Source organism: Streptomyces sp. Sge12, from assembly GCF_002080455.1.
Lineage (GTDB): Bacteria > Actinomycetota > Actinomycetes > Streptomycetales > Streptomycetaceae > Streptomyces.
Genome location: NZ_CP020555.1, coordinates 1,502,670 through 1,528,787 on the forward strand (window position 1 = coordinate 1,502,670; position 26,118 = coordinate 1,528,787).

Here is a 26,118-nt window from a genome sequence, read left to right on the forward strand (position 1 = left end):
TGCCGGTCCGGCTTTGTTACTGCCTCGTAGGGAGGACGAGCGATGATGGCGCCGGGTTCCCTTCCGGTCCCGGATTCACCGGCGCAGCACCACCTTTGGCGCGAAATTCCCCTCCCCCAGGTCCTCCGCGAGCAGCCGCTTGGCGATCGCGTCCGCCGCCACCCGCAGTTCGGCGCTCCGCGGCCGCCCCCGGTCCTTCTCCAGCTGGTCCCCCAGCCACTGGGCCCATGCCTTCGAGATGACGTCGGCCTCCCGCTGCCCGGCCGCGGTCAGGGTGAAGAAGCTGCCCTCGCGGCTGAGGAAGCCCTCGTCCGCCATCCGCTCGTAGACCGGGATCAGCACCTCCGGCGGCAGGGACCGGCGGCCGGCGATCAGGCCGATGCTGGCGTGGCCGACGGTCCGGGTCATCAGGTCCACCTGCATCACCGCCCAGGCGCCCGCGATGTCCAGGCGGGTGTCGGAGCCCTCGACGATCCCCCGCGCCGTGTCCGCGCCCATGTTCCGTACGAGTTTGCCGACGGCCAGTTCCAGCAGCTTGGCCGAATCGCCCGAGGCCGTGGCCGGTGAGCCGAATCCGTCGCCCATGTCCGTGGACCCGGCCCGGGCGCTGTCGCGCAGCCGGACCTGCTTGAGGAAGAGCGCCACGACGAAGCCGAACGCGGCGACCGGAACGGTGTACAGGAACACGGTGTGCAGGGCCTGCGCGTACGCGTCGATCACCGGGGCCGCGACCTCCGGGGCGAGCCGGTGCACGCCCTGCGGGGTGGACGCGGCCCGGGCCAGCTCCTGCGGGTCCTGTCCGGCGATCCCGGCCGCCTCCACGTACGCGGCCTCCAGTCCGGGCCCCAGGTGGTTCGCGTAGATCGTCCCGAACACCGCCGTCCCGAAGGCGCTGCCGAGCGTACGGAAGAAGGTGACGCCCGAGGTGGCCGTGCCCAGGTCGGCGTAGTCGACGGTGTTCTGCACGGCGATGGTCAGCACCTGCATCGACAGGCCGATGCCCGTGCCGAGCACGAACATGTACAGCGATTCCAGCAGGGTGCCGCTCCCCGGCTCCATCAGGGACAGCAGGTAGAGGCCGACGCCCATGACCGCGTTCCCGACGATGGGAAAGATGCGGTACTGGCCGGTCCTGCTCACGACGTTGCCGCTGAAGACCGAGGCGATCAGCAGGCCGACGACCATGGGCAGGGTCCGGACGCCGGAGATCGTGGCCGAGTCCCCGTCGACGTACTGGAGGTAGGTCGGCAGGAAGGTCATCGCGCCGAGCATCGCGAATCCGACGACGAAGCTCAGCACGGAGCACACGGAGAAGACCGGATTGCGGAAGAGCCGCATCGGCAGCATCGGTTCCGCGGCCCGCGTCTCGGCCAGGCAGAACAGCCCCAGTGCGACCACGCCGCCCGCGAACAGCCCGATGATGACGGGCGAGGTCCAGGCGTACTCGTTCCCGCCCCAGCTGGTGGCCAGGATCAGCGCGCTGGCGCCGGCGGCGACCAGCGCGATGCCCAGGTAGTCGATGACCGGCTTGCCCGAGGCGCGGACGGCCGGGATCGTCCTGGCGGCCGCGATGACGACGAGGATCGCGATCGGGACGTTGACGTAGAAGCACCACCGCCAGGTCAGCTGGTCGGTGAAGAACCCGCCGAGCAGCGGTCCGATCACGGTGGCGACCCCGAAGACGGCGCCGATCATGCCCTGGTACTTGCCGCGTTCGCGCAGCGGCACCACATCGGCGATCAGCGCCATGGCGGTGACCATCAGGCCGCCGGCCCCGATGCCCTGGACGCCGCGCCACACGATCAGGAAGGTCATGTTGGGGGACAGGCCGCACAGGAAGGAGCCGCTGATGAAAACGACGGCGGAGATCTGGAAGATCAGTTTCCGGCCGAAGAGGTCGCCGAACTTGCCGACCAGGACCGTCGCCACGGTCTCGGCGAGCAGGTAGGAGGTCACCACCCACGACATGTGGTCGCCGCCGCCCAGATCCCCCACGATCGTGGGCAGCGCGGTCCCGACGATCGTCTGGTCGAGCGCCGCCAGCAGCACGCCGAGCATGATCGTGCCGAAGATGACGTTGCGCCGCCGCCGGTCGATCACGGGGGGCGCGGCGGCCTCGGCGGGGGCAGTGGTCACCTTCGCACTGTCACAGCCCGCCCGCCGCGGCGCATGCGGCGCTGAGCCGTACGGGGGAACGGCCGGCCCGGGTCAGCGCAGGTAGGCCAGACCCGGGTGCTCCGCCGCGTACCCGTCGAGCAGCCGCCGGGCCACCCCCACCGAGTCGACCAGCGGATGGAGGGCGAAGGCCTTGACCGCGTCCGCCCGCGAGCCGCTCGCGGCCGCCGCCAGGATCTCCCGTTCGACCGCCTTGACCGCCGTCACCAGCCCCACCGCGTGCAGGGGCAGCTGCGCGACGCCCACCGGGTGGGCGCCGTTCGCGTCGACCAGGCAGGGCACCTCGATGACGGCCTCGGCGTCGAGGACGGACAGCGTCGAGCCGTTGCGGACGTTGAGGATCAGCGTGGCCCGCTCGTCCCGGGCGATGGCCCGCATCAGCGCGAGGGCGACCTTCTCGTAGCCGCCGGATTCGAGGTCGCTCCCGTCGCGCTCCCCGACGCCCGCCACCTCGCGGTTCTCGGCCATGTACGTGGCCTCGCGCTCGGCCCGCGTACGGTCCCAGGCGGCCAGCGCCGCCCCGGCGGGCGCTCCGGCCCGGCCGGCCTCGGCGTAGAAGCCGCGCTGCTGGTCGCGCAGGAAGGCCCCGCGGGTCTGCTTCGCCTCCTGGTAGGCCCGTACGGTGTCACGGTTGAAGTAGTAGTAGTGCAGGTACTCATTGGGGATCGCGCCGAGCGAGCGCAGCCATTCGGCCCCGAAGAGCCGGCCCTCCTCGAAGGACTCCAGGGCCTCGGTGTCGGCCAGCAGCCGGGGCAGCTCGTCGCGGCCGCCGATGCGCAGCCCGCGCACCCAGCCCAGGTGGTTGAGGCCCACGTAGTCGATCCAGGCGTCCTGCGGCCGGGCGCCCAGCAGCCGCGCAATGCGCCGCCCCAGGCCGACGGGCGAATCGCAGATGCCGATCACGCGCTCGCCGAGCTCCTCGGCCATCGCCTCGGTGACCAGCCCGGCCGGGTTGGTGAAGTTGATGACCCACGCCTCCGGGGCGGTACGGGCGATCCTGCGGGCGATCTCGCGCGCCACGGGGACGGTCCGCAGGCCGTACGCGATCCCGCCCGCGCCCACCGTCTCCTGGCCGAGCACACCCTCGGCCAGGGCGATCCGCTCGTCCGCGGCGCGCCCCTCCAGGCCGCCGACGCGGATGGCGGAGAAGACGAAATCGGCTCCGCGCAGGGCTTCGTCGAGGTCCCCGGTGGCCGTGACGGCCGGGGCGTCCACGGTCGGGCCGTCTCCCGCCGGGCCGTGCGCGTCAGCGGCTGCGGCTGCGGCTGCGGCAGCCGCCTGGTCCCGGAGCACCCGGGTCATGGCGGTGAGCCGCGCCGGATCCTCGTCGTAGAGCGTCACATGGGACACCCTGCCCTCGGCACGGTCGCCGAGCAGGGCTCCGTAGACGAGTGGGACCCGGAAGCCGCCCCCGCCGAGGATCGTCAGCCGCACGCCCTACCGCCTTTCGCCAGTGCAGATCCGGTGGCCGACGTGTCCGCCGCGGTGGCCGGTCCCGGGATCGGTGCCCGGATCAGTGCCACGATCAGTGCCACGATCAGTGACACGAACACGATCGGTGCCACGATCACCGAGACGCACGCCGACAGACACGCCACGGCCCACGTCCGCCGGTACCAGTCTGCCCGGTCGGTCACTCCACCGGCGACGGCACGGCGCGCAGCCTGGCGCCCTGCTGGTGCGTGAAGCCGCCGCCCTGGACGGGACCCCTCGGCGCGCCCGTCGGCGTCGAGAGGATCAGCGTGATCCGGGTCAGCCCCATCTCGCCGAGCATCCGGCTGGTTTCGGCCACCATCCGGCAGCGCACCAGACCCCACCGCGGGTCGGGGTGGCGCACGGTGCGCACCGCCCCGTCCAGCTCGGCGGCGTCGGTCCCGTGGGTGCTCAGCCAGTGCGGCACGCCGTAGCGGTAGGCCGCCTCCATGAACGGGTCACGGGCCACCTCCTGGCGGATGCTGCGCAGCCCCTCGTCCTCGGGAGCCCCGGCCAGCGCGGTCGCGAACTGGGCCAGCAGCGGTACGCACCAGGCCGGTTCGTGGTCCTCCAGCACGGCCGCCGCGTCCGGGTGGAACAGCACGAAGCGCAGGAAGTTGTCGTCCGGCAGGGCCGTGGGGTGCGGTCTCACCGACTGGAAGAGCTGGTCGAAGGCCGAGTTGGTCAGGGCCACGTCCCAGCGGTGGTCCACCAGGAAGCTCGGGTACGGCACGGACTCCATCAGGGCCGCGTAGTCGCACAGGTAGTCGCGCTGCGCCGGATCGTCGGGCAGCCTGTTCTCCTCGGCGGCGCGCCACGTGGGCGGCGGGTCACGGTCGACCATGACCCGGAACAGCCAGAAGCACTGTCGCTCGCTCATCTCCAAGGCTTCGGCCAGGGCGAGGAGTTTACGGTCCGTCCACTCTTTGACCAGGCCTCTTTCCCAGTTCCCGTACGCGCGCACGCTGATGCGCAGCCGGGCGGCAAGATCTTCCTGGCTCAGGCCCAACTCCTCGCGGCGCTGGCGCAAAATCTCCTTGCGTCGCTCCGACCGAACGGCGCCGCGGGCGGATTCCTCGCCCGCCAGACGCTCTTCACCGGCTCGGGCGAGTCCATCGGACGGGCCCACCGCTGCGAGATGTGGCACTGAGAGCTCCCCCTCCTCCGGTCTGGATCTTCATTTCCGTGTGGCGATCCTGCTACCGACTTCATTCGAGTGTCAACTATTGTGGCAATTCCAGCCTCTTGACAGCTCATTCCCGCCACAGCTGTGGCACGTTCTAGCCCTTCCGGGCGAGAGCGGCTAGATTCCAGAAGCCGACCATGTGCCCATACCGACTTCGCGCGATCTAGGAGAACCACTGGTGACAGACGGCTTCCCGGCTCCCGTCGCGGTAGCCAACGCACCCCTGGCAGCCACCATCACGCGTGTCGCCGAACTCGCGGGCAAGATGGGCCGCGACCTGAACCAGGTCTTCGACCTGCGGCGGCTCTCCGAGGCCTCCGGCGTACCCACGGACGTGGTCAGGACCCTGCTCGACGGCAGGCCGGCCGGCGAACCCGATCTGCAGACCCGGTTCCTCCAGCGTCTCGACCTGCTCCGGCGGACACGTGTCAAACCCAACGGCCGCCGCTACACGCAGCAGGAGATCGCGGACGGCGCCGGCATGTCGCGGCAGCAGGCCGGGGCTTTGATCAACGGCGACCGGCGTCCCACCATGGAACACTGCGACGCGATCCAGCGGTTCTTCGGAGTGCACGCCGGGTTCCTCACGGCGCACGACTCCGACGCCCTGACGGACGCCCTCCAGAGGACCGAGCAACAGCTGCTCCAGGACTTCGCGGGGCGGGCGCGGGAAACCGTACCGGCTTCGGCCGCATCGTCCGGGGATCCGCTGGCAAGACTCCTCCAGAACCACGGCGTACGGGGCATCGCCTGGCGCGCCGCCCAACTGCCCAGCGACAAGCACCGGGACAAGGTGACCGAATGGCTGGACATGCTCCTCGAAAGCGTCAAACCGAACGAATCCTGACCCAGTCGAAAGTCTGGGTCTGATCCTTGAGTCCTGATCCGGATCCGCGCCGACGGGGAGAACGGTGAGCATAGGCAGAGAGCAGCGGCGGTTGTGCGGGGAGCTGGTGGCCGGCATCCGGCTGACCGCACCCGTGGAACCCGTGGACCTCTACGCTGCCCTCTGCGAGGGCATGAGCAGACACCGCGGACGCCGGGTGGACTTCCGGATGGCCTCGTTCCCGCCGCGGACGGCCAGCGGCCTGTGGCTCGACATGGCGGACCGCGACCTCGTGGTCATCGAGGAACGCACCGCGCCGGACCACCAGCTGGTGATCCTGGGCCACGAGCTGTGGCACATGAAGGCCGGCCACTGCAGTCACCACGTCGACGGCGCCGCCGTCGCCGCGCGGCTGCTGACGGACGAGGCCGACATCGGTGAGACGGTCCGCCGCGTCGCCGCGCGTACGCGCGCCGACGTGCAGGAGGAGACGGAGGCCGAAACCTTCGGCTTACTGCTGGGCAGCCGGTGCCGGAACTGGCTGGCCGGATCGGCGAGCCACCGGGCTCCCGTCCAGCGCGATCAACTGGCGGGCCGGATCGAGGCCTCGCTGGGCTACCGGGGGCACAGGAACGACCGTTGAACGGCGAGGACTACTACATACCGGCGGCTGCGATGGCGATCTCGCTCGCCTTCAAGCTGCCGGCCCTGCGGCACAACTGGAACGACCCGCTCCTGAGGTCGGTGGTCGCCCTGCTGACCCTGGCGGGAGCGGTGTTCGCCTTCGCCGCCCCGCCCACCATCGCGGCGGTCAACCGCTGGACCGGGATCGTCAACGTCTCGGCCCCCCTGGTGTACTGCCTGATCACCGCGTTCAGCGCATCCTGCCTGGTCCTGATGGTCAACTGGCGGGGCGGACCGCCCGAACAGACCCGGCGCGTCTCGCGCCGCTGGATCCTGGGCTACAGCGTGGTGATCGTCGCGCTGGTCGTGCTCTTCGCCCTCGGGGAGACCCCGGTGGAGCGGCTGCGCGACTTCGACACCTACTACGCCAACACGCCCTACATCGGCCACATGATCGCCCTCTACCTGCTGGCCCACCACGTGGCCGCCGTGGTGATGGTGGTCCTGTGCTGGCGCTGGTCGCTCCAGGTCCGCGGCTGGCTGCGGGTCGGACTGGTGATCATCGTCGCCGGCTACATCTTCAACCTCGCCTACGACGCCACCAAGATGACCGCGGTCGTCGCCCGCTGGTCGGGGCACAACCTGGACGACCTCAGCACCTTCGCCGCGCCGCCGCTCGCCTCCCTCGGGGCGCTGATCAGCGCGATGGGCTTCGTGGTCCCGCTGGTCTGCCAGCGGCTGTCGGACCACTGGCAGACCTGGGCGACGTACCGCCAGCTCGGCCCGCTCTGGCACGAGGTACAGATCTCCGCGCCCGTCGGCACGCCCTCCGTGCGGATCGCCTGGTGGTCCGCGGCGGAGCTGCGGGTGATCCAGCGCGAGTCGGACATCCACGACGGGTTCCTGCACCTCGGGCCGTACTTCGACAGCGGCCTGCGCGACGGCGCCTACGCGAGCGCCGTCGCCGAGGGGGCCGACGAGGAGACCGCCCGCGCCGTCGCCGACGCCGCGATGGTCGCGGCCGCCGTACGGGCCCGCTCCGCCGACCCCGACGGCAAGATCATCGGGGAGGACGAGGAGACCTTCCTCGACACCGCCGACGGTCCGCGCGACCTGCTGCGGATCTCCCACGCGCTGCGCCACTCACCGGTGGTGCAGTCGCTCCGGCGACAGGTGACCGTGTAGCGGCGCCGTGACGTGCACCGCGCCGGCACCGGCACCGGCCGGGGCTCGGCGGATGCCGGCGGGGGCTCGGCCGGTACCGGCCGGGGCTCAGCGGGTGCCGGCCGCCACCGTCGCCGTCGCCGGGAACAGGTCCTGGAAGGGCCCGGCCGAGTCGATCCCGTCCCGACCGTACGGCGCGTCGAAGCTCCACACCATGAACAGCAGGAACACGATCAGCGCGCTGAACAGTCCGGCGAGCAGCAACTCCCGCCCGGACCGGCGGATCTGCAGGGTGAAGATCAGCCCGACCGTGACCACCCCGCCGACCAGCAGCCCGAACCACACCACGCCCGGCAGGGTGGACTCGGAGCTCTGCGTCCGCGAGTGGCGCGCGTCGTCCGCGGCGGCGATGTGGTCCAGCAGCGGCTGGTAGGCCTGCGCCTGGAGCTCGGTGGTCGGGCTCTGGTGCGTGACGTCGCTGCGCAGCTTGCCGAGCAGCGCGCCGCCCTCGGCCGAGGCGCCGTCCCCGGAGGTCAGCAGCGGCCAGTCCACGGCGACGGTGTGCGAGACGTACGCGTCCACCTCGCCCCGGATCCGGTCGCGGACGGCCGCCGGGTAGACGTCGGCGCGCTGGGTGACCTCGTACAGGGCCTGGGCCTCGCGGCGCACGCTGTCCTCGGCGGCGCCGCGCGCCTCCCAGACCCCCGCGATGGCCAGGCCCAGCACGATCGCGTAGACCACACCCACCATCATCGTCATGTACTCGATGACGTCGGGGGTTTCGCTGGTGTCCTCGTCGTCGGCGGCCCGGCGGTGCCGGATCGCGGTGATGGCGAGGACGAGGGCGCAGACGAGCGCCATGGCGATGGCCAGGACCAGCCATTCGGACACGTGGATTCTCCCGGTGTAAATCGGTGGTGGATCGGTGGATCTATGGACGTGCGGGTGGACGGGGTGGGTGGACGGGGTCGGTGGCGGCGGTCAGCCGCGGCTCTTGGAACGGGGCCGCAGGGCGGCGGCGGCGAGTACGGCCGGGGTGGTGACGACGACCATGAGCATCACGGTGGACATCCCGCCGGGGCCGCGCCGCTCCACCGCCACCGCGCGGTACGGTCGCACGTGGAAGGCGCTCACCCGCGCGGCGGCGGCCCCGGCCGCGGGCGGGGCGGGTGCTTCGGCCGAGGCCGGTTCGGCCTCGATCCCGGGCGCCGGCCCGGGCGCCGGCGGCTGCGCCTGCGCGGCCCCCGCCTTCGCACCGGGCCCCACCGCACCCGGCGCCCCGGACGGCTCCGGCCGCCCGGGTTCCGCCGCCGGTCCGGGCCGCGCGGGCCGCTCCGCCGGAACGACCGGTGCCGCGGGCCGTCCCGGGTGCCGCACGGTCGGCCGGTCCGTGCCGGGCACGGCCACCCGGACGGAGGGCTGCCCCGAAGGCGGCCGGAAGACCGGCCTGCCCGGCTGCCCGGCCGGCACGCACAGGTCGACACGGGCCCCGCGACCGTGACCGTCGCCCGCGACCGCCACGTGGCCGTGCAGCGGACAGAGCGCCGCCACCAGCCCCGCCCCGGCGAAGTACTGCCAAGCGGTCACCGCGCGCCTCCCGAAATCGCAGCAGATGTAAGGGTTACCGCTGAAGAAACGATCAAGGCGCGGCTTCGACACGCCGCAGACGGGTCCGGATCGCCGATGCGGCATGATGTCGCCATGGGGACCGAGGGGGCGGACGCCCGTCTGATCGCAGGGCGTTACCGGCTGGACGCCAAGCTCGGACGCGGTGGCATGGGCATCGTGTGGCGCGCCACCGACCAGTTGCTCGGCCGCAGCGTCGCCGTCAAGGAGGTCGCGCTCGACCCCGCGCTGTCCGAGGAGGAGGCCCGGCACCAGCGTGAGCGCACGCTCCGCGAGGCGCGGGCCGCCGCGCAGCTCAAGCACCCCCACATCATCGTGGTGCACGACATCGTCGAGGACGGCGAACTCCCGTACATCGTCATGGAACTGGTCGAGGGCGGCTCGCTGGCCGACCGGCTCTCCCGCAGCGGCCCGGTGGACGTCGCCGAGGCGGCCCGGATCGGGATCGCACTGATCGGCGCCCTGCGGACGGCGCACGCCTCCGGTGTGCTGCACCGGGACATCAAACCGGCGAACGTGCTGCTGGAGGCGCCCGGCGGGCGGCCCGTGCTCACCGACTTCGGCATCGCGCAGGTGTCGGGCGCGACGACGCTGACCACCACCGGGTCCTTCGTCGGCTCCCCCGAATACACCGCTCCCGAGCGGATGTCCGGGCAGAGCCCGACGGGCCCCGAGGCCGATCTGTGGTCGCTGGGCGCCCTGCTGTGCGCGGCTCTCAGCGGCGCCTCGCCCTTCCGGCGGGACTCGTTCGGCGGAATCCTGCACGCGGTGGTCTTCGACGAGATCCGGCCGCCCGACGCGTGCGGACCGCTGCTGCCCGTGGTGCGGGGGCTGCTGGAGCGCGATCCGGCCGAGCGGCTGGGCGCGCACGAGGCGGAGCGACTGCTGCGGGCCTGTACGGAGACGGCGACGCAGTACACCCCGTTGCAGTACAGCCCGACGCAGCTCAGCCCGATGCGGTCCGGCGCGACCGGGCCCGCGCCGGCGCCGGCCCCCGCGGCCGGGGCGACACCGGTGGCGGCGCCCGAGCCCGGAGCCGTGTCCGGGGCCGCGCCCACGCCCGGGGCCGCGGCCGGGACCGTACGCGTACCCGGGAAGCGGCGGCCGGGGGCGGCGCTGATCGCCGCGCTGCTGGTGGCCGCGGTCGCCGGGGCGGGCGTGTCGGCCGCGCTGCTCATGGACCGGGACGAACGCGGAGGGCAGACCTCCGCGAGCGGAGCGCCCGGCGGGCGGTCCGCGCCCGCGGACCCGGCCGGCTCCGCTCCCTCCCCCACACCCACGCCCTCGCCGTCGGCGTCGCCCTCGTCCGACGACAAGGCCGCCGCCCCGGCCGGCTACCGCGTCGTCACCGACCCGGAAGGGTTCTCGCTCGCCGTCCCCCTCGGTTTCACCCGCAAGGTGGAGGGCCCCCGCATCTTCTACATGTCCCCCGGGGAGACCTTCCGTATCGGCATCAAGTCGGCGGAGCCCGAATCGGGCGGTCCGGTCGCCGTCCATCAGCGCGCCCACGCCAAGGGACCGGCGAACAACCCCGGATACCGGGACGCCGAGGTCGTGACCACCTCGCACCACGATCGGCAGGCCGCCCTCTGGCTCTTCACCTGGGACGGTTTCTCGACGGTCGAGGGCCCCCGGCGCACCCGCGACCTGTGCTGGGAGGAGGGCGGCCGGCTGTACGACGTGTGGGTGTCGTCGCCGGTGAGCCGGAGCGAGGAGGCCCGGGGCTACTTCGACACGGCGGTGCGCACCTTCGTACGCACGGGCGGCTGACCCACCCCACCCGGCACCCCCCTGCCACTCCCGGCACCGCGCGCCGCGTTCACCCGCCGGGCGCAGTCCACCACGGCATCGGCCCCGCCCCCGCTCCATGATCGGGAGAGCGGACCGGCGGACCCTCTCAGGGATGGTGGCGGATGGAACCGGACAGCCGAGGCACCCCGTGAGCACCGCGCCCCCTGCTCCCGCCGATCCGGCCCCGGCCCCCGCCCCGGAGGAACCGGCGGGCAAGGGGTTCAGCTTTCCCAGCGCGCTGACCGTTCTGGCCGTCGTCACGGTGGCCGTCTGGCTGCTGGCCTTCCTCGTCCCGGCCGGCGCGTACCGGCGCAACGAGCGCGGCGCCCCGATCTCCGGCACCTACCACCGGGTGGACGGCACCCAGAGCTTCGCCGAACGCCTGAACGACCTCTTCCTCGCCCCCGTGAACGGCCTCTACGGCATCCGGGACGAGGAGACCGGCGAGGTCGGCCCCACCTTCAGCGGCGATCTGTACGGCAGTGCGGGGGTCTTCCTCTTCGTCCTCGCCATCGGCGCGTTCATCACCGTCGTCTTCGCCACCGGCGCCCTCGACCGCGGTATCGCCCGCCTCGCCCACCGGCTGCGCCACCGCGGCACGCTGCTGATCGCCACGGTGATGCTGGTGTTCTCCGTCCTCGGCACCGTGGAGGGCTTCGCCGAGGAGACCCTCGGCTTCTACGGTCTGCTGGTGCCGATGATGCTGGCCCTCGGCTACGACCGGATGGTCGCCGTCGGCGCGGCCATCCTGGGCGCCGGCATCGGAGTCCTGTGCTCCACCGTGAACCCCTTCGCGACGGGCGTGGCCTCCGCGGCCGCCGACATCTCCCTGGGCGACGGCATCGCGCTGCGCTTCGCGATGTGGGTGGTCCTGACGGCCGTGACCATCCTCTACGTCGTCCGGTACGCGAAACGGGTCGAGAAGGACCCGGCCAGGTCCGTGTGCGGCTTCCTCCCGGGCGACCGGGAGCAGAAGGCGACGGGAGCGCAGGAGACGGCACCGGAACTGACCCGCCTGCACAAGGTGGTACTGGTCCTGCTCGGCCTGGTCTTCGGCTTCATGATCTTCTCGGTGGTGCCCTGGGCCGGGGCGCTCACCGGCGAGGCGGAGGCTGCCCCGTACCCGTGGGAGCTGGGCTGGTCCTTCCCCGAGCTCTCCGCGCTGTTCCTGTGCGCCGCGGTGCTGGTGGGCCTGGTGGCACGGATGGGCGAGGCGAGGATCAGCTCCACGATCGTCCGGGGCGCCGCCGACTTCATGTCCCCGGCCCTGGTCATCATGCTGGCGCGCGGGGTCACGGTCATCATGAACAACTCGCGGATCACCGACACCGTCCTGCACTCCATCGAGGACGTCGTGAAGGGCACCTCTTCCGCGCTCTTCGCGGTGATCGTCTTCCTGGTCAACCTCCCGCTGGCCTTCCTGATCCCCTCCACCTCCGGCCACGCCACGCTCGTCATGCCGATCCTGGCCCCGCTCGCCGACTTCGCCGGCGTCTCCCGCGCCCTGGTGGTCACGGCCTGGCAGTCGGCCAGCGGCTGGATGAACCTCTGGGTCCCGACCTCGGCCGTGACCATCGGCGGTGTCGCCCTGGCCAAGGTCGGCTACGACCGGTACCTGCGCTTCGTCTGGCCCCTGCTGGCCGTCCTCCTCGTCCTGATCTGCGGCTTCCTGGCGCTGGGCGCCGCCGTGTGACGGCACGTCACCACCCCCCGCCGGGAACGCGGCAGGACACCGCCTAGGCTGGGCGGACATGTCCTCCGACTCCGCCGCCCTCCCCGAACCTGCCGGACCGCCACCGGTCGCCGTCCTCGCGGTGCTGCGCCGGCCCCTGCGGTTCCTCGGCTCGTGGTGGCCCTGGCGGTGCTGGGCGTACCTGGGCAGCGGGTTCCTCATCGGCTACCCCGTGCTGGTCGTCCTCGTCCTGCTCGTCGGGCTCGGGGTGACGCTGGCGCTGGTCGGCATCGGGCTGCTGCTCCTGCTCGGCGCCGTCGTCGCCGGGGTGCCGCTGGGCGCGCTGGAGCGGTGGCGGCTGCGCTGCGTGGAGCCGGTGCGCGTGCCGGATCCGCACGCCTCCCTCGCCGGGGCCGGGCCCGCGGCGTGGCTGCGGACCCGGCTGCGGGAGCGGTCCACCTGGCGGGAGTTCGGGTACGCCGCCCTGCTGGGGCCGGTGTTCGGAGCGGCCGGGTTCGCCGTGCTCACGCTGGTGGCGTTCGCGCTGATCCTCATCGCCGCCCCGGCCATCGCGTGGGCCCTCGCCCCCGAAGCGGTGATGCTGATCCCCGGCAGGCGGGTCTCCGGGCCGCTGGAGGCCCTCGGGGGCACGGCGGCCGGACTGGCGGGGCTGCTGGTGGCGGCGTACGCGGGCGGCCTGCTCGCCGGGGCCCAGGTGAAAACGGCCCGGCTGTTGCTGGGGCCGCGCGTGGAGGCCGACCGGATCCTGGAGCTCACCCGCTCCCGGGTCCGTCTCGTCGACGCCTTCGAGGCCGAACGGCGGCGCATCGAACGGGACCTGCACGACGGCGCGCAGCAGCAGTTGGTCGCGCTCAGCATGACCCTGGGCCTCGCCGAGATGGAGCTGCGCGGGCTCCCGGAAGCCGCCTCGGCCGCCGCCCTGGTGGCCAGGGGCCGCGGCGAGGCCAAGGTCGCCCTGGAGCAACTGCGCGACCTGGTACGGGGCATCCATCCGCAGGTCCTCACCGACCACGGGCTGACGGCGGCCGTGACCGAGGTGGCCCTGCGCCATCCGGTACCGGTGACCGTGGACCTCGACGTGCCCCGGCTGGCCGAACCGGTGGAGATCACTGCGTACTTCACCGTCACCGAGGCGCTGACGAACGCGGCCAAGCACAGCGGCGCCTCGCACGTCGCCGTCGTCGGTAGGGTCGAGGACGACCGGCTCACTCTCACCGTCACCGACGACGGCCGCGGCGGCGCCGATCCCGGCGCGGGAGCGGGCCTGGCAGGACTCGCGGACAGGGTGGCGATGTTGAAGGGCAGACTGGTCGTGTCCAGTCCGGTGGGCGGACCGACCCGGCTGCGCGTGGAGGTCCCGTGCTCCGGCTGATCCTGGCCGAGGACTCGGTGCTCCTGCGCGCGGGGCTGACGGAGCTCCTCACCCGCGGCGGCCATCAGGTCCTCGCCGCCGTCGGCAGTGCGGAGGAGCTCGTACGGGCGGTGGAGGCGCAGCGGCCGGACGCGGTCGTCACCGATGTCCGGATGCCGCCGGGCTTCCGCGACGAGGGCCTGCGGGCCGCTCTCGAACTGCGCTCCCGGGACGCCTCGTTGCCGGTGCTCGTGCTCTCGCAGTACGTGGCCACCGCCTACGCCACCCAACTGCTCACCGGCGCCTCCGCGGCCGGGCTGGGCTACCTCCTCAAGGACCGCGTCGGCGAGGTGGCCGAGTTCCTCGACGCCCTCCAGCAGGTCGCCGACGGCCGGACGGTCATCGACCCGGAGGTGGTACGGGTCCTGCTCAGCCGGCAGTCCGAGGAACGGCCGCTGGCCCGGCTGACGCCGCGCGAGCGGGAGGTACTGACGCTGATGGCCTCGGGCCTCAACAACCAGGCCCTGGCGTCCCGGCTGTTCATCACCGAGGCCGCCGTCGTCAAGCACGCCTCCAGCATCTTCACGAAGCTCGACCTGGACGCCACCGAGGGCAACCGCCGGGTCCTGGCGGTCCTGGCCCACCTGGCGGGCCAGGACACCCCCTAGGGCTGTGGCGTCAGGACCTCGCCCGGCTTGGCGATGTCCTCGACCCTCCGGTCAGCCGGCGGTGTCCCGCCGGGCGCCGCCGGTTCTGATCAGCAGGGCGACCGGGAGGGCCGCGAGCAGGAGTCCGCCCACCGCGCACCACAGGGTGATGGTGTAGGAGTCCAGCATCCGGGCGAACAGGTCCGTGTCCTCCGAGACCCGGTCCAGCCGGCTCACCAGGACGGTGCCGATCACGGCGCCGCCGATCGACTGCCCGAGGTGGTGGGCCGTGCCCAGGGCCGCCGAGGCCCCGCCGGCGTGCCGCGGGGACACCCCGGCGGTCGCGACGGAGTAGAGCGGGACGAGGGCCAGGCCCAGGCCGGCGCCGGTGAGCAGCATGCCGGGCAGCACCCCGGTCACGTACGGGGTCGCGCCCCCCACACCGGCCAGCAGGGCCAGCCCGAGGGCCGTCACCAGCAGGCCGGGCAGGATCAGGGCGCGCGGTGCGAGGCGGGGCAGCAGCCGGGCGGAGACCTGGGTGGCGGTCACGAGGGCGGCGGCGACCAACGGCAGGTGTGCCGCCCCGGCCGCGGCCGGTCCCTCGCCTCGGATCTGCTGGGCGAAGAAGGTCAGGGCCGGGAGGAGGGCGACCAGGGCGACGCCGGTGAAGAGGATGACCACCAGGGAGGCGAGGCGGCTGCGGTCGGCGAGGAAGCGCGCCGGGAGCAGCGGGCCGGAGGTCCTGGTCTGCGACGACAGGAAGCCGGCGAGCAGCGCGAGGCCGCCCACGAGCAGCAGCAGGCTCTGGAGCGAGCCCCAGCCGACCGTCTCGACCTCGGCGAGGCCGTACGTCAGGGCGGCCGATCCCGCCGTGCCGAGGAACACGCCGAGTCCGTCGAACCGGGCTCCGGCGCGGCCCGGCCGGTCGGGCAGCAGGGTGAGCGCGCCGATCAGGGCGAGCACGGCGAGCGGTACGACCGACCACAGGGCCCAGCGCCAGGCCAGGGTCTCGGCGAGCCACCCGCCCGTGAACACGCCCAGTGCACCGCCGCCCGCGGCGACCGCCGCGTAGATCCCGAAGGCCCGGCCGCGTTCCCGGGGGTCGGTGAAACCGGTGGTCACGAGGGACAGCGCCGCCGGGACGAGCAGGGCGGCAAAGGCACCCTGGAGGGCGCGGGCGGTGATCAGCAGCCCGGCGCTGCCGGCCGCGCCGCTGAGGGCGGCGGCCACCGCGAACCCGATCAGGCCCACCACCAGCATCCGCCGGGCACCGAGCAGGTCGGCGAGGTGCCCGCCGAACAGCAGCAGTCCGCCGAGGGCGACCAGGTAGGCGCTGAACACCGCGCCCAGTCCGCCGACGCCGAGGTCGGCATGGATCTGCGGCCCCAGCAGGTTGAAGTGCGCCGCTTCGACCAGCACCAGGAGCTGCGTCAGGGCGAGGACCGCGAGTCCCCACCACCGCCTGGGGTGCGGGGGCGCGGGGGTGGACGGGTCGTCCCCGGGGACGGTGCCCGGGGGCGGGCCGAAGCCGTCCGCGGGGCCGAAGTGGCCGGGGACGGCGGGGGCGTACGGGGGCGGTGTCCCGTACGGGGAGGCGCCTTGGCGGGACTGCGCCGGCACGTGGCGGGGGTCCGGCGTTCCGGCGGGCGTGCCCCCGGCCGGGTCCGCGCCGCCGATTCCGACTCCGGCTCCCGCTACGGGCCCGCCTGCGGCTCCCGCTACGGGTCCGGCTCCGGCTCCGGCGGGGGACGCCGGCGCGTAGTCCAGCAACCGGGCGGCATGTCGGCCCAGATGGGCCAGTACCGCTCCCGGGAGCCATTCCCCCGCGGCGTCCGCCGCCGTACGCTCCGCCACCTCCTCGGGGGCGGGCCGCCGGGACGGGTCCTTGTGCAGGCACGCGCCGACGAGCTCGACCAGCGACTCCGGTACGCCGGTCAGGTCCGCCTCCTCCTCGGCGATCCGGAAGAGGTGGGCGTTCAGGCCGGTGTCCGTGGCGCCGAAGAGCATGCGGCCCGTGGCGGCGTAGACGAGGACCGCGCCGAGGCAGAAGACGTCGCTGGCCGGGGTCAGTTCGAGTCCGCGGACCTGTTCCGGGGACATGAACCCCGGTGAGCCGATCAGCATGCCGGTACGGGTGTGCAGGCTGTCCCCGGTCAGGCTGTCCATCGCCCGCGCGATGCCGAAGTCGATGACGCGCGGCCCGTCGACGGTGACGAGCACGTTGGACGGCTTCAGGTCGCGGTGGATCAGGCCCGCGTCGTGCACGGCCCGCAGCGCCAGGGCGAGCCGGTTGGCGAGGGTCCGTACCGAGTCCTCGGGCAGCGGCCCGAACTGCCGGGCGACCACGCTCTGGAGGTCGGGTCCCGGGATGTACTGGGTCGCCACCCAGGGCACGGCGGCCTCGGTGTCGGCGTCGAGCACGGCTGCCGTCCAGCTGCCGCCCACCCGGCGCGCGGCGGCCACCTCGCGGGCGAACCTCCTGCGGAATTCGGGGTTCCCGGCGAACTCCGCCTGGACCACCTTCACGGCGACGGTACGGCCGCCCTCGGAGCGGCCCAGGTAGACCAGGCCCATGCCGCCGGCGCCCAGCCGGGCGATCAGGCGGTACGGTCCTATACGGCTCGGGTCTTCGGCGATCAGCTGATCCACGGACGGAAGGATAGTGCAACTATCCAATGTGCGGGGGACATCAGGCGAAATGCCCTCCCGACCGCTCGTTCCGCGCTTGCGGACGCCCGCCCGGACGCCCGCCCGGCGGCCCGACCCGGGAGGAGCCCGCCACGACGCGGGAGACGCCCGGGACCGTCACCGAGCGGGCCCAGACCGCCAGCAGCACCGGCAGCGCCAGGTAGCCGAAGCGGCCCGCCGGAGCCAGCAGGAAGGCCAGCGTGAGGCCGAGGGCCAGGCGGTCGGCGGCGGCCACCACCGTGCGCGGCGGCCGGGCGAACAGGGACAGCGCCACCGCGAGGCCCGCCACCACCAGCAGACCGACGGTCAGGTACCAGCCCCATGGACCCAGTTCGGCCAGCAGGTGGCCGGGCAGCGGGCTGCTCGCCGGGGTCGGCACCGCCGCCCGTCCGGTGGGGAAGGCGAACACCTGACGCCACAGCTCCACCGGCTGGAGCAGTGCGCCCGGCAGCACCAGCAGGGCCGTGCCGCCGGCCGCCACCAGCGCGCAGCGCACCGCCGGGCGGCCGCCCCGGCAGGCCGCGAGCAGGGCGACGGCCACCGCCACCGCGGGCAGCGCCGTCCACTTCAGCGCGCACGCCCCGGCGAGGGCCGCCCCGGCCAGGGCGGGCCGCCCGGAGGCGGCGGCCGCCAGCGCCAGGCAGCAGAGCCCGGCCAGCGGCAGGTCCACCCCGCTCACCGCCAGGGGCAGGGCCACGACCGGTGAAGCCACCAGGACGGGCAGCAGCCCACGGCGGGGCCCGCCGAAGGGCCCGCCTGTGAGCAGCCGCCGGGCCGCCCACAGGCAGCCGAAGAGGGCGGCCGCGCACCAGATCCGGGCGTCCCCCAGCAGCCGCACCGCCCAGCCGTCCCCGCTGCCGTCGCCGCCGAGCAGCGCCCGCGGCACGCCGAGCAGCGCCATGCCGGGCAGGTACGGGGTGTACTCCCCGACGTGCGCGGGCCCGTCGACGTAGACCCGTCCGGATTCCAGCAGGAGCCGCCCGGACCGTTCGATCACCGCCACCTCCGACTGCCCCCGGCCGGTCAGGACCAGCCAGAGCAGCGGTACGGCAACGGCGCCCAGCAGGGCCGCGGCGAGCGCCGTACGACGGCGGCCGAGCGCGGTGGCCGCGGCGGCCCCCAGGTACCCGGCGGCGGCGCACCAGCCCCACAGCCGGTGCGGCCCCAGCGTGGAGAACAGCGGGAAGGACAGCGCCCAGGCGGCGGCGAACAGCCAGCCGGTGGTCCACCGGGGGGTACGGGAAAGGGTCATGGGCCCATTCCAGCCGCGCGGCCCCGGCCGGGTCTGCACGGCCAGGTGGACACTTCACGGTGGGGTTTTGCCTACCGTCCCCGCCCGGCGGGTACACGAAAGGGGCGCGACCGGAAGGTCGCGCCCCTCATGCGGTGGCCACCGGGGGCCCAGGCCTCAGGCCTCCGGGGAACCGCCGAAGCGCTCGCGGTAGGACTCCAGGTCCTCCTCGGTGACACGGGCGAACAGCACCGGCGGCACGGTGAACGGGGTGCCGGCCGGGACGGCGTCCAGGGACCGCGCCTGCTCCGGACCGACCCACGTGGCGGTGTCGTCGGCGAGCGCGAAGGAGGAGCGCATGACGCGCGCCGAGGCCGGGATGAACGGCTCGGAGACCACCGAGTAGAGGTGGATGAGGTTCATCGCGGTGCGCAGGGTGAGCGCGGCGCCGTCCAGGTCGGTCTTGACCTCCGTCCAGGGGGCCTTCTCGTCGAGGTAGGAGTTTCCGGCCGACCACAGGGCGCGCAGCGCAGCGGCGGCCTTGCGGTACTGGAGGGAGTCCATGTGGCTCTCGTACTCGGCCAGCAGCTCGGCGATCTGCTCGCCCAGCTTGGCCTCGACCTCGCCGGCGGGGCTGCCCGCGGGGACCTCGTCGCCGAACTTCTTGCGGGAGAAGGTCAGTACGCGGTTGACGAAGTTGCCGAGGGTTCCGCCGAGGTCCTTGTTGACCGTGGCCTGGAAGTGCTCCCAGGTGAAGGACGAGTCGTCGGACTCGGGCGCGTTGGCGATGAGGAAGTAGCGCCAGAAGTCGGCCGGGAGGATCTCCAGCGCCTGGTCGGTGAAGACGCCGCGCTTCTGCGAGGTGGAGAACTTGCCGCCGTAGTACGTCAGCCAGTTGAAGGCCTTGACGTAGTCGACCTTCTTCCAGGGCTCGCGGGTGGCCAGTTCGGTGGCGGGGAACATCACCGTGTGGAACGGGACGTTGTCCTTGGCCATGAACTGGGTGTAGCGGACGTCCTCGGCCTCGTACCACCACGACGTGTAGTCGCGGTTCGCCGGGTCCAGGTCCGACCACTCCTTGGTGGCGCCGATGTACTCGATCGGAGCGTCGAACCAGACGTAGAAGACCTTGCCCTCGGCGGCCAGCTCGGGCCACGTGTCGGCCGGGACCGGGACGCCCCAGTCGAGGTCACGGGTGATGGCGCGGTCGTGCAGGCCCTCGGTCAGCCACTTGCGGGCGATGGAGGAGGCCAGCTGCGGCCACTCCTCCTCGTGCTCGGCGACCCAGGCCTCGACCTCGTGCTGGAGCTTGGACTGCAGGAGGAAGAGGTGCTTGGTCTCGCGGACCTCGAGCTCGGTGGAGCCGGAGATGGCCGAGCGGGGCTCGATCAGGTCCGTGGGGTCCAGGACGCGGGTGCAGTTCTCGCACTGGTCGCCGCGCGCCTTGTCGTAGCCGCAGTGCGGGCAGGTGCCCTCGACGTAGCGGTCCGGCAGGAAGCGCCCGTCGACCGGCGAGTACACCTGCCGGATCGCACGCTCCTCGATGAAGCCGTTCTCCTGGAGCTTGCGGGCGAAGTGCTGGGTGATCTCGCGGTTCTGCGCGGACGAGCTGCGGCCGAAGTAGTCGAAGGACAGCTGGAAGCCGTCGTAGACCGCCTTCTGGGCGTCGTGGGCCTGCGCGCAGAACTCGGCGACCGAGATACCGGCCTCCTTGGCGGCGAGTTCGGCGGGGGTGCCGTGCTCGTCGGTGGCGCAGATGTAGAGGACGTCGTGGCCGCGCTGGCGGAGGTACCGGGAGTACACATCCGCCGGAAGCATCGACCCGACCATGTTGCCCAGGTGCTTGATCCCGTTGATGTAGGGAAGCGCGCTGGTGATCAGGTGTCGAGCCATCCTCGGATGCTCCATTTCCTCTGTGCGGTACAACGTGACGTCACGGACTGTGAATGTGGTTCATCGTATCGAACCGCCGAAAGGCCACGCGCCGCATTTGTTCATGGGTGGACGTAACGCAAAAGCGAGGGCAGTGACCTCTCCGTCACGGCCCTCGCGATCAGGCCCATGCTACAGCCGGACGGCGGCGCACCGGACCGGCGTCCCAGCGGTGCCCGAACGGTCCTCGGCCGGGGCTCAAGCACCGGCATCGGCGCCGGGCATATGCATATGTGCTGGCTGGAGCCGCGCCTGATCGAGATCGATCACAGGTCGATCATCCGCGACGTATTGCTTCCAGCTCTCTTCTCTGCGCCCCCCGAGTGCGCCCGCGCTGCTTTCCTGTTCAGCGCACAGGGGATGAGGTGGAGCGGTGAACGATGGCGGACCGGAGGAGTCCGGTGGGGCCGTGGGACTACCGAGCCGGCGTCGGCGGCCGACTCCCATGAGCCAGTGGGATCCGACGGCGCGCCTGTCGTACTGGGCCTTCCACGCCAACCGGCGGCCCGCGTACATGCGCTTCGCGTATCTGCAGCTGGGCTCCGACGGGGCGGCGGAGGAGGCGGTGGACGCGGCTTTCGACTCGATCATGGGCGAGTGGCTGCGGATGCTCCACATGGACCGCCTCGACGCCTACGCCTGGACCGTCCTCAAGCAGTGCCTGATCGACCGGCAGCGCCGGCGCCACCCGTGGCAGCCCCCGCCCGAGCCGATGGACATCAGCGCCTTCGAGGCCGCCCTCAAGGAGGCGCACGCCGACCGGTACGAGGTGCTGACCGACACCATCCGCTTCTACTCCGCCGTCTCCCGGCTCGTCGAGCGGCAGCGCGACGCCGTGCTCCTGCGGTACGGGCTCCAGTGCACCCCCGGTGAGGCAGCCGCCGTGATGGGCGTCGACGAAGCCACCGTCCGCTCCCACCTCGGACAGGCCCACCGGCGGCTCGCCCGCCTGCTCGACACGTCCGCCGGGGCACCCGAATCAGCCGAATCAGCCGAATCAGCCGAATCATGAGGCACTACGAGCGGCAGGAGCGCCAGGACCGCGACCCGATCCCCCGTGCCCTGGCCGAGCTCCTCGCCCGGGCGGGGGTCCGCGACCGCTACCGGCACTACGACCTGGGCGCCGCCGAGGCCCGGCTGCTGCGCGCCACCCCGCACGCCCCCGGCGCGGGACACCGTGCCCGGCGGCGGCCGGTGCACGGCTGGAGCGATCCCGCACGGGACTGCCCGCTCGACGCCGAACGGGCCCGACGCGACCTCAAGGCCGTCTGTCTGGCCTCCGCGTGCGCGCCCAAGGCCGGGGCGCACCTCGACTCCTTCCTCACCGACGGGCACACCGACCTGGCCGGGGCCGTCGTCTTCGGCTGCCTGCTGCACCTGGCCGGGCTGCGTGAAGGAGCCCGTTTCTGGTGGCAGTTCGCCGCCGGGTCCGGGAGCCCGCGCACCTCCGCGGCCGCGTACTGCCTCTTCCTCGACCACTCCCGGCGCGGCGAGCACCACGACGCCCGGCACTGGGCGCGCGAGCTGGGCCGGCGCGGCTTCCGGCCGGGCGGCCGGCGCGATCTGCGCGAGGTCCGGCTGTGCGCGCAGGCGGCCGTCCTGCGCTACGTCGACCAGCTCGAGGATCCCGACCTGGGCCCGGTGCCGCTGCCCAGGCCCGGACTGTCAGGGGTACTGGTCTCCTTCCTCCCGCCGCCGGTCACCGTGTCGGCTCCGGTCGCCCCGTCGGTGACCGCGCTGCGGCCGGCCACCGGACCGCTGCGCCACCCCGCGCTGACGGCCGCGGCCCGCGCGAGCGCCACCCCGGGCGGGACGAGCCACGCCCTGGCCGAGGCGCGCCGCGCACTGGCCGTCGTACGGGTCCTGGAACGGCACCCGCTGGGGGTGCGGGCCGACCGGCTCGCCCGGGAGTCCGGCCTCGCCGAGGGGGAACTGCGGCCCCTGCTGGCGATGCTGTGCGAGGAGGAGTACGCCCTACGCCCGGCCCTCGGGGTCTACGGGCGCGGCCCCGCCCTGGAACGGCTCGCCGCCCCCGGCGGCCACGGCCTGGCCGGTCAGCTCCAGCGCACCCTGGCGCTGGCCCGGGACAGCGCGGGCGCCGCGGTGTACCTCAGCCGGTACGCCGACGGCGAGGTCCGGATCACGCAGATGGCGGCCGGGCCCGCGACCCCTCCGGTGCGGGAGTGGGTCGACTTCCGGGCCGCCGCACACGCCAGCGCGGTCGGCAAGTGCCTGCTGACCCAGCTCGACCACGACCGCCGCGCCGACCATGTGGCCCGGCACCGGCCAGCGCGGCTCACCCCGCGCACGATCACCGACAGCCGGGTCCTGTTCAGCGCCCTGGACGCGGTGGCTCCGGGGGCGCCCGTGTTCGACCTGCGCGAGTACTCCCCCGGGGTCGTCTGCTCGGCGGTCCCGATCGCCACCGGGGGCGCCGTCGGAAGCCTCGCGCTCTCCCTGCCCGCCTCGCACGCCCACCGGCTGGGCGCGGCCACCGAGGCCCTGCGCCGCAAGGCCGTACCGGTGCTGCTGGCGCTGCTCCTGACGGGGGCCATCCCCCCGGACTACGCGGCCTCCCCGGACGTGCCGGCCAGCGGGGCGGCGGCTCCGGCCGGGGCTCCGCCTGCCGGGCCCCGGCCGATGCGGGCCCCGGTCACCCCGGAGACCCTGCGGCACCTGCGGCAGCTCTTCCGCACCCCGCTCACCGGCGGGACGGCCGCGGCGGGCGGCCCGCACCTGGTCAGCGACACCGCCGCGGCCGCGGCCTACCTCTTCGAGGCCGCCGCGGAGACGGACCAGCCCCGGCTGTCGCTCCCCCACACCTTCACGTCGGTCACGCCGGGCAGCCTGACCACCCCCACGGGCCTGGTGGTCCTGGGCCCGTGACACGACCCCTGCGGGGCGGAACGGGGCGCGGCGGGCGGAAATACAGAAGAGCCCCACACGATGTGTGGGGCTCCTGCTTGTTGTGTCCGAGGGGGGACTTGAACCCCCACGCCCGATAAAGGGCACTAGCACCTCAAGCTAGCGCGTCTGCCATTCCGCCACCCGGACCAGGTGGTCGGCCCCGGTTTCCCGCGGCGACATGGACAACAATAGCAAAGGATCGGGGGGCTTCCGACCACATATTTGGGCGGCGATCGTCCGCCACGCCGGGCTGACCTGCACGCATGCGCCGACGGCCGTCGCCGGGGGCGGCCGCTCCCCCGCCGGGGGCGGCGAGGGGAACGGCCGCGGAGCCCGTCACGGGCAGTGGATGACCTGGCCCGCGTAGGAGAGGTTGCCGCCGAAGCCGAAGAGGAGGACCGGGGCGCCGGAGGGGATCTCCCCGCGCTGGACCAGCTTCGACAGGGCCATCGGGATGCTGGCGGCCGAGGTGTTGCCGGACTCGATGACATCGCGGGCGACGACGGCGTTGACGGCGCCGATCTTCGCGGCGAGCGGCTCGATGATCCGCAGGTTCGCCTGGTGGAGGACGACGGCGGCCAGTTCCTCCGGCGCGACTCCGGCCTTCTCGCACACCTTGCGGGCGAGCGGCGGGAGCTGGCTGGTGGTCCAGCGGTAGACGGACTGGCCCTCCTGGGCGAAGACCGGCGGCGAGCCCTCGATCCGGACCGCGTTGCCCATCTCCGGGACGGACCCCCACAGCACCGGGCCGATGCCCGGCTCCTCGCTGGCCTCGACGACGGCCGCGCCGGCACCGTCGCCGGTGAGCACGCAGGTGGTGCGGTCGGTCCAGTCGGTGATCTCGGTCATCTTGTCGGCGCCGATGACCAGGGCGCGGGTGGCGGAGCCGGCCCGGATGGCGTGGTCGGCGGTGGCCAGGGCGTGCGTGAAGCCCGAGCAGACGACGTTGATGTCCATGACGGCGGGGCCGCCGCCCATACCGAGCTTGGCGGCGACGCGCGCGGCCATGTTCGGCGAACGGTCGATCGCCGTCGACGTCGCGACGAGCACGAGGTCGATGTCGTCGGGGGTCAGGCCGGCACCGGCCAGTGCCTTGCCCGCCGCCTGGTAGGCCAGCTCGTCCACCGGCTCCTCCGGGCCCGCCATGTGGCGGGTGCGGATGCCGACGCGGGACCGGATCCACTCGTCGGTGGTGTCGACCATGGCCGAGAGGTCCTCGTTGGTGAGCACTTTCGCGGGCTGGTAGTGCCCTAGCGCCACCACGCGTGAACCGGTCATGGGCGGGGTCCCCCCTTGTACGGAAGTCAGGATCACCCAGCTTTGCCTGCTACTGGTGGGTACGTGTGCGTGTGACCCGACAGGATTCCGGGCCCCGATTTTGGAGCTTCCCGAGGATCTACCTGCCGGGGGCGTCGCGGGAAGCGGAACCGGGACAATGAGGTTGTCGGATACCGGCGGGAACAGCTGCGAAAACAGAAGGGGTGGACTGATCACCATGGGACGGGTCACCGAGCGCCGTCGCGTCGTCCGGATCCGGAACGGCGGGGCGGGTGTCCGGCCGGACACCCTGGTGGCCGAGGAGCCGCTGGAGATACGTCTGAACGGAAAACCGCTGGCCATCACGATGCGCACGCCGGGCGACGACTTCGCCCTGGCGGTGGGCTTCCTGGTCAGCGAGGGGGTGCTCGGCGCCGCCTCGGACGTACAGGCCGTCACCTACTGCGAGGGGGCGACGGCGGACGGTTCGAACACCTACAACGTCGTGAATGTGCAACTGGCGGCCGGGGTCCCGGTGCCGGACATCACGCTGGAGCGGAACGTCTACACCACCTCCTCCTGCGGCCTGTGCGGCAAGGCCAGCCTGGACGCGGTCCGTACGGCGACCCGTTTCCCGGGTATCGCCGCCGATCCGGTACGGGTGCCCGCGGAGGTCCTGAGCGCGATGCCGGACCGGCTGCGCGCGGCCCAGAAGGTCTTCGACCGCACGGGCGGACTCCACGCGGCCGGGCTGTTCACGGCGCAGGGCGAGCTGCTCGACCTGCGGGAGGACGTGGGCCGGCACAACGCGGTGGACAAGATCGTGGGCCGGGCGTACCGGTCGGGGGGGCTCCCCCTGCCGGGCGCGGTCCTGCTGGTGTCGGGCCGGGCCTCGTTCGAGCTCGTGCAGAAGGCCGTGATGGCGGGCATCCCGGTACTGGCGGCGGTCTCGGCGCCGTCCTCACTGGCGGTGGACCTGGCGCTGGAGTCGGGGATGACGCTGGTCGGCTTCCTGCGGGGCCCGGACATGAACATCTACGCGGGCGAGGAGCGGATCACCCTGTAGCGGTACGCCGGTAACGCTCGCCGCTCCCGCCCCACTGGCGTCAGCGTCCCCGGCGGCCGCGGCGGGCGGGGTCCTTGGCCGGCTTCGGGGTCGGCGGGTCGATGCGGTGCAGGTCCAGGGTGGGCGGGAGCGGGGTGGTGCCCGGGCCGCCGGACTCGGCCCAGGCGATGATCTCGTCGGTCGCGGTGTCGTCCAGCGCCCAGCCGAACCAGGTCGCGCGGGCGCCGCGGCGGCGGGCCTCGGTGGTGGGCTGGACCACGATGACGTTGGCCTGGGCGCAGGGGCCGAGGCACTCGCTGGTACGGACGGCGAGGCGGCCCCCGGAGGCTGCGGCGGCCTCGCGCAGCCGGGCGAGTTGACCGGCGTGGTCGGAGCCGGGGTTCTTGCGGGGGTCGCCGCAGCAGCAGCCGCGGCAGACGACCAGGGTGCAGGGGCGTTCGGCGTGGGCGGCGAGCGGGCGTATCCAGGTCACCGCCGAACG

Annotated in this window: 19 protein-coding genes, 1 tRNA gene and 1 pseudogene; 10 read left to right on the forward strand and 11 right to left on the reverse strand. The window is 73.2% G+C overall.

The genetic code is table 11. The features are described 5' to 3' along the window. Positions 1 to 75: 75 nt before the first annotated feature. The 3 genes from B6R96_RS06775 to B6R96_RS06790 all read right to left on the reverse strand — a co-directional run bounded on the left by B6R96_RS06775 (position 76) and on the right by B6R96_RS06790 (position 4,678). On the reverse strand, positions 76 to 2,136 hold the full coding sequence (locus tag B6R96_RS06775) for an MDR family MFS transporter (protein ID WP_053701413.1): 2,061 nt from the start codon (positions 2,134 to 2,136) through the stop codon (positions 76 to 78). A 72-nt stretch (positions 2,137 to 2,208) separates the two neighbouring features. After that, on the reverse strand, positions 2,209 to 3,609 hold the full coding sequence (locus B6R96_RS06780) for a 6-phospho-beta-glucosidase (RefSeq protein WP_081521960.1): 1,401 nt from the start codon (positions 3,607 to 3,609) through the stop codon (positions 2,209 to 2,211). Positions 3,610 to 3,808: 199 nt separating this feature from the next. Continuing rightward, a complete protein-coding gene (locus B6R96_RS06790; RefSeq protein WP_053701411.1) occupies positions 3,809 to 4,678 on the reverse strand; it encodes a helix-turn-helix domain-containing protein in 870 nt (289 codons plus the stop codon). Between the two features lie 334 nt (positions 4,679 to 5,012). Here B6R96_RS06790 and B6R96_RS06795 point away from each other — a divergent pair, with 334 nt between their 5' ends. From B6R96_RS06795 to B6R96_RS06805, 3 genes are all read left to right on the forward strand, one after another. Then, positions 5,013 to 5,681 (forward strand): helix-turn-helix domain-containing protein, encoded by a 669-nt coding sequence (locus B6R96_RS06795; protein ID WP_030385221.1) that lies wholly within the window; start codon positions 5,013 to 5,015, stop codon positions 5,679 to 5,681. 64 nt (positions 5,682 to 5,745) lie between these two features. Beyond that, positions 5,746 to 6,303: a hypothetical protein gene (locus tag B6R96_RS06800; RefSeq protein ID WP_030385222.1), complete on the forward strand. Its 558-nt coding sequence runs from the start codon at positions 5,746 to 5,748 to the stop codon at positions 6,301 to 6,303. Further along, the gene (locus tag B6R96_RS06805) at positions 6,300 to 7,469 is read left to right on the forward strand and encodes an MAB_1171c family putative transporter (RefSeq protein WP_079406679.1); all 1,170 of its coding nucleotides are present in this window, start codon (positions 6,300 to 6,302) and stop codon (positions 7,467 to 7,469) included. The genes B6R96_RS06800 and B6R96_RS06805 overlap by 4 nt, the downstream gene beginning before the upstream one ends. 87 nt (positions 7,470 to 7,556) lie before the next feature. On the opposite strand, the gene B6R96_RS06810 is transcribed toward B6R96_RS06805, so the two are convergent. Beyond that, entirely contained in the window at positions 7,557 to 8,339 is a 783-nt protein-coding gene (locus B6R96_RS06810) for a bestrophin-like domain (RefSeq protein ID WP_030385224.1), read from the reverse strand. A 90-nt stretch (positions 8,340 to 8,429) separates the two neighbouring features. After that, complete coding sequence (locus B6R96_RS06815) at positions 8,430 to 9,035, reverse strand: hypothetical protein (protein ID WP_081521962.1); 606 nt, start codon at positions 9,033 to 9,035, stop codon at positions 8,430 to 8,432. A 114-nt stretch (positions 9,036 to 9,149) separates the two neighbouring features. Here B6R96_RS06815 and B6R96_RS06820 point away from each other — a divergent pair, with 114 nt between their 5' ends. The 4 genes from B6R96_RS06820 (at position 9,150) to B6R96_RS06835 (ending at position 14,577) form a co-directional block, all read left to right on the forward strand. Further along, positions 9,150 to 10,844, forward strand: coding sequence for a serine/threonine-protein kinase (locus B6R96_RS06820; RefSeq protein WP_081521963.1), 1,695 nt, complete (start codon positions 9,150 to 9,152; stop codon positions 10,842 to 10,844). A gap of 169 nt (positions 10,845 to 11,013) precedes the next feature. Continuing rightward, on the forward strand, positions 11,014 to 12,558 hold the full coding sequence (locus tag B6R96_RS06825) for a YfcC family protein (RefSeq protein ID WP_384818987.1): 1,545 nt from the start codon (positions 11,014 to 11,016) through the stop codon (positions 12,556 to 12,558). Positions 12,559 to 12,616: 58 nt separating this feature from the next. Then, positions 12,617 to 13,930, forward strand: coding sequence for a sensor histidine kinase (locus B6R96_RS06830; RefSeq protein ID WP_081521965.1), 1,314 nt, complete (start codon positions 12,617 to 12,619; stop codon positions 13,928 to 13,930). Beyond that, positions 13,918 to 14,577: a response regulator gene (locus tag B6R96_RS06835; RefSeq protein ID WP_081521966.1), complete on the forward strand. Its 660-nt coding sequence runs from the start codon at positions 13,918 to 13,920 to the stop codon at positions 14,575 to 14,577. The genes B6R96_RS06830 and B6R96_RS06835 overlap by 13 nt, the downstream gene beginning before the upstream one ends. Before the next feature lie 51 nt (positions 14,578 to 14,628). Here the strand turns inward: B6R96_RS06835 and B6R96_RS38755 are convergent, their stop codons facing one another. The 3 genes from B6R96_RS38755 to metG all read right to left on the reverse strand — a co-directional run bounded on the left by B6R96_RS38755 (position 14,629) and on the right by metG (position 20,401). Beyond that, positions 14,629 to 17,205 (reverse strand): MFS transporter, encoded by a 2,577-nt coding sequence (locus B6R96_RS38755; RefSeq protein WP_107475475.1) that lies wholly within the window; start codon positions 17,203 to 17,205, stop codon positions 14,629 to 14,631. Positions 17,206 to 17,245: 40 nt separating this feature from the next. Then, complete coding sequence (locus tag B6R96_RS06850) at positions 17,246 to 18,496, reverse strand: glycosyltransferase 87 family protein (RefSeq protein WP_107475476.1); 1,251 nt, start codon at positions 18,494 to 18,496, stop codon at positions 17,246 to 17,248. 156 nt (positions 18,497 to 18,652) lie between these two features. Continuing rightward, complete coding sequence (metG, locus tag B6R96_RS06855) at positions 18,653 to 20,401, reverse strand: methionine--tRNA ligase (RefSeq protein WP_257789488.1); 1,749 nt, start codon at positions 20,399 to 20,401, stop codon at positions 18,653 to 18,655. 451 nt (positions 20,402 to 20,852) lie between these two features. Here metG and B6R96_RS06860 point away from each other — a divergent pair, with 451 nt between their 5' ends. Then, positions 20,853 to 21,419 carry a sigma factor-like helix-turn-helix DNA-binding protein gene (locus B6R96_RS06860; protein WP_237291356.1) on the forward strand — a complete coding sequence of 189 codons (567 nt, stop codon included), beginning with the start codon at positions 20,853 to 20,855 and terminating at the stop codon, positions 21,417 to 21,419. 812 nt (positions 21,420 to 22,231) lie between these two features. Then, a pseudogene (locus B6R96_RS38955) lies at positions 22,232 to 22,951 on the forward strand (IclR family transcriptional regulator domain-containing protein); the annotation flags it as partial. 425 nt (positions 22,952 to 23,376) lie between these two features. On the opposite strand, the gene B6R96_RS06870 reads toward B6R96_RS38955, so the two are convergent. Together B6R96_RS06870 and B6R96_RS06875 are read right to left on the reverse strand one after the other, a co-directional pair. Continuing rightward, positions 23,377 to 23,461 (reverse strand) — tRNA-Leu (locus B6R96_RS06870). Positions 23,462 to 23,650: 189 nt separating this feature from the next. Next, positions 23,651 to 24,592: a beta-ketoacyl-ACP synthase III gene (locus B6R96_RS06875; RefSeq protein ID WP_030385234.1), complete on the reverse strand. Its 942-nt coding sequence runs from the start codon at positions 24,590 to 24,592 to the stop codon at positions 23,651 to 23,653. A gap of 217 nt (positions 24,593 to 24,809) precedes the next feature. Here B6R96_RS06875 and fdhD point away from each other — a divergent pair, with 217 nt between their 5' ends. Continuing rightward, a complete protein-coding gene (gene fdhD, locus B6R96_RS06880; protein ID WP_081521969.1) occupies positions 24,810 to 25,637 on the forward strand; it encodes a formate dehydrogenase accessory sulfurtransferase FdhD in 828 nt (275 codons plus the stop codon). Positions 25,638 to 25,677: 40 nt separating this feature from the next. Here the strand turns inward: fdhD and B6R96_RS06885 are convergent, their stop codons facing one another. Continuing rightward, on the reverse strand, positions 25,678 to 26,109 hold the full coding sequence (locus B6R96_RS06885) for a hypothetical protein (RefSeq protein WP_106977457.1): 432 nt from the start codon (positions 26,107 to 26,109) through the stop codon (positions 25,678 to 25,680). Positions 26,110 to 26,118 lie beyond the last annotated feature (9 nt).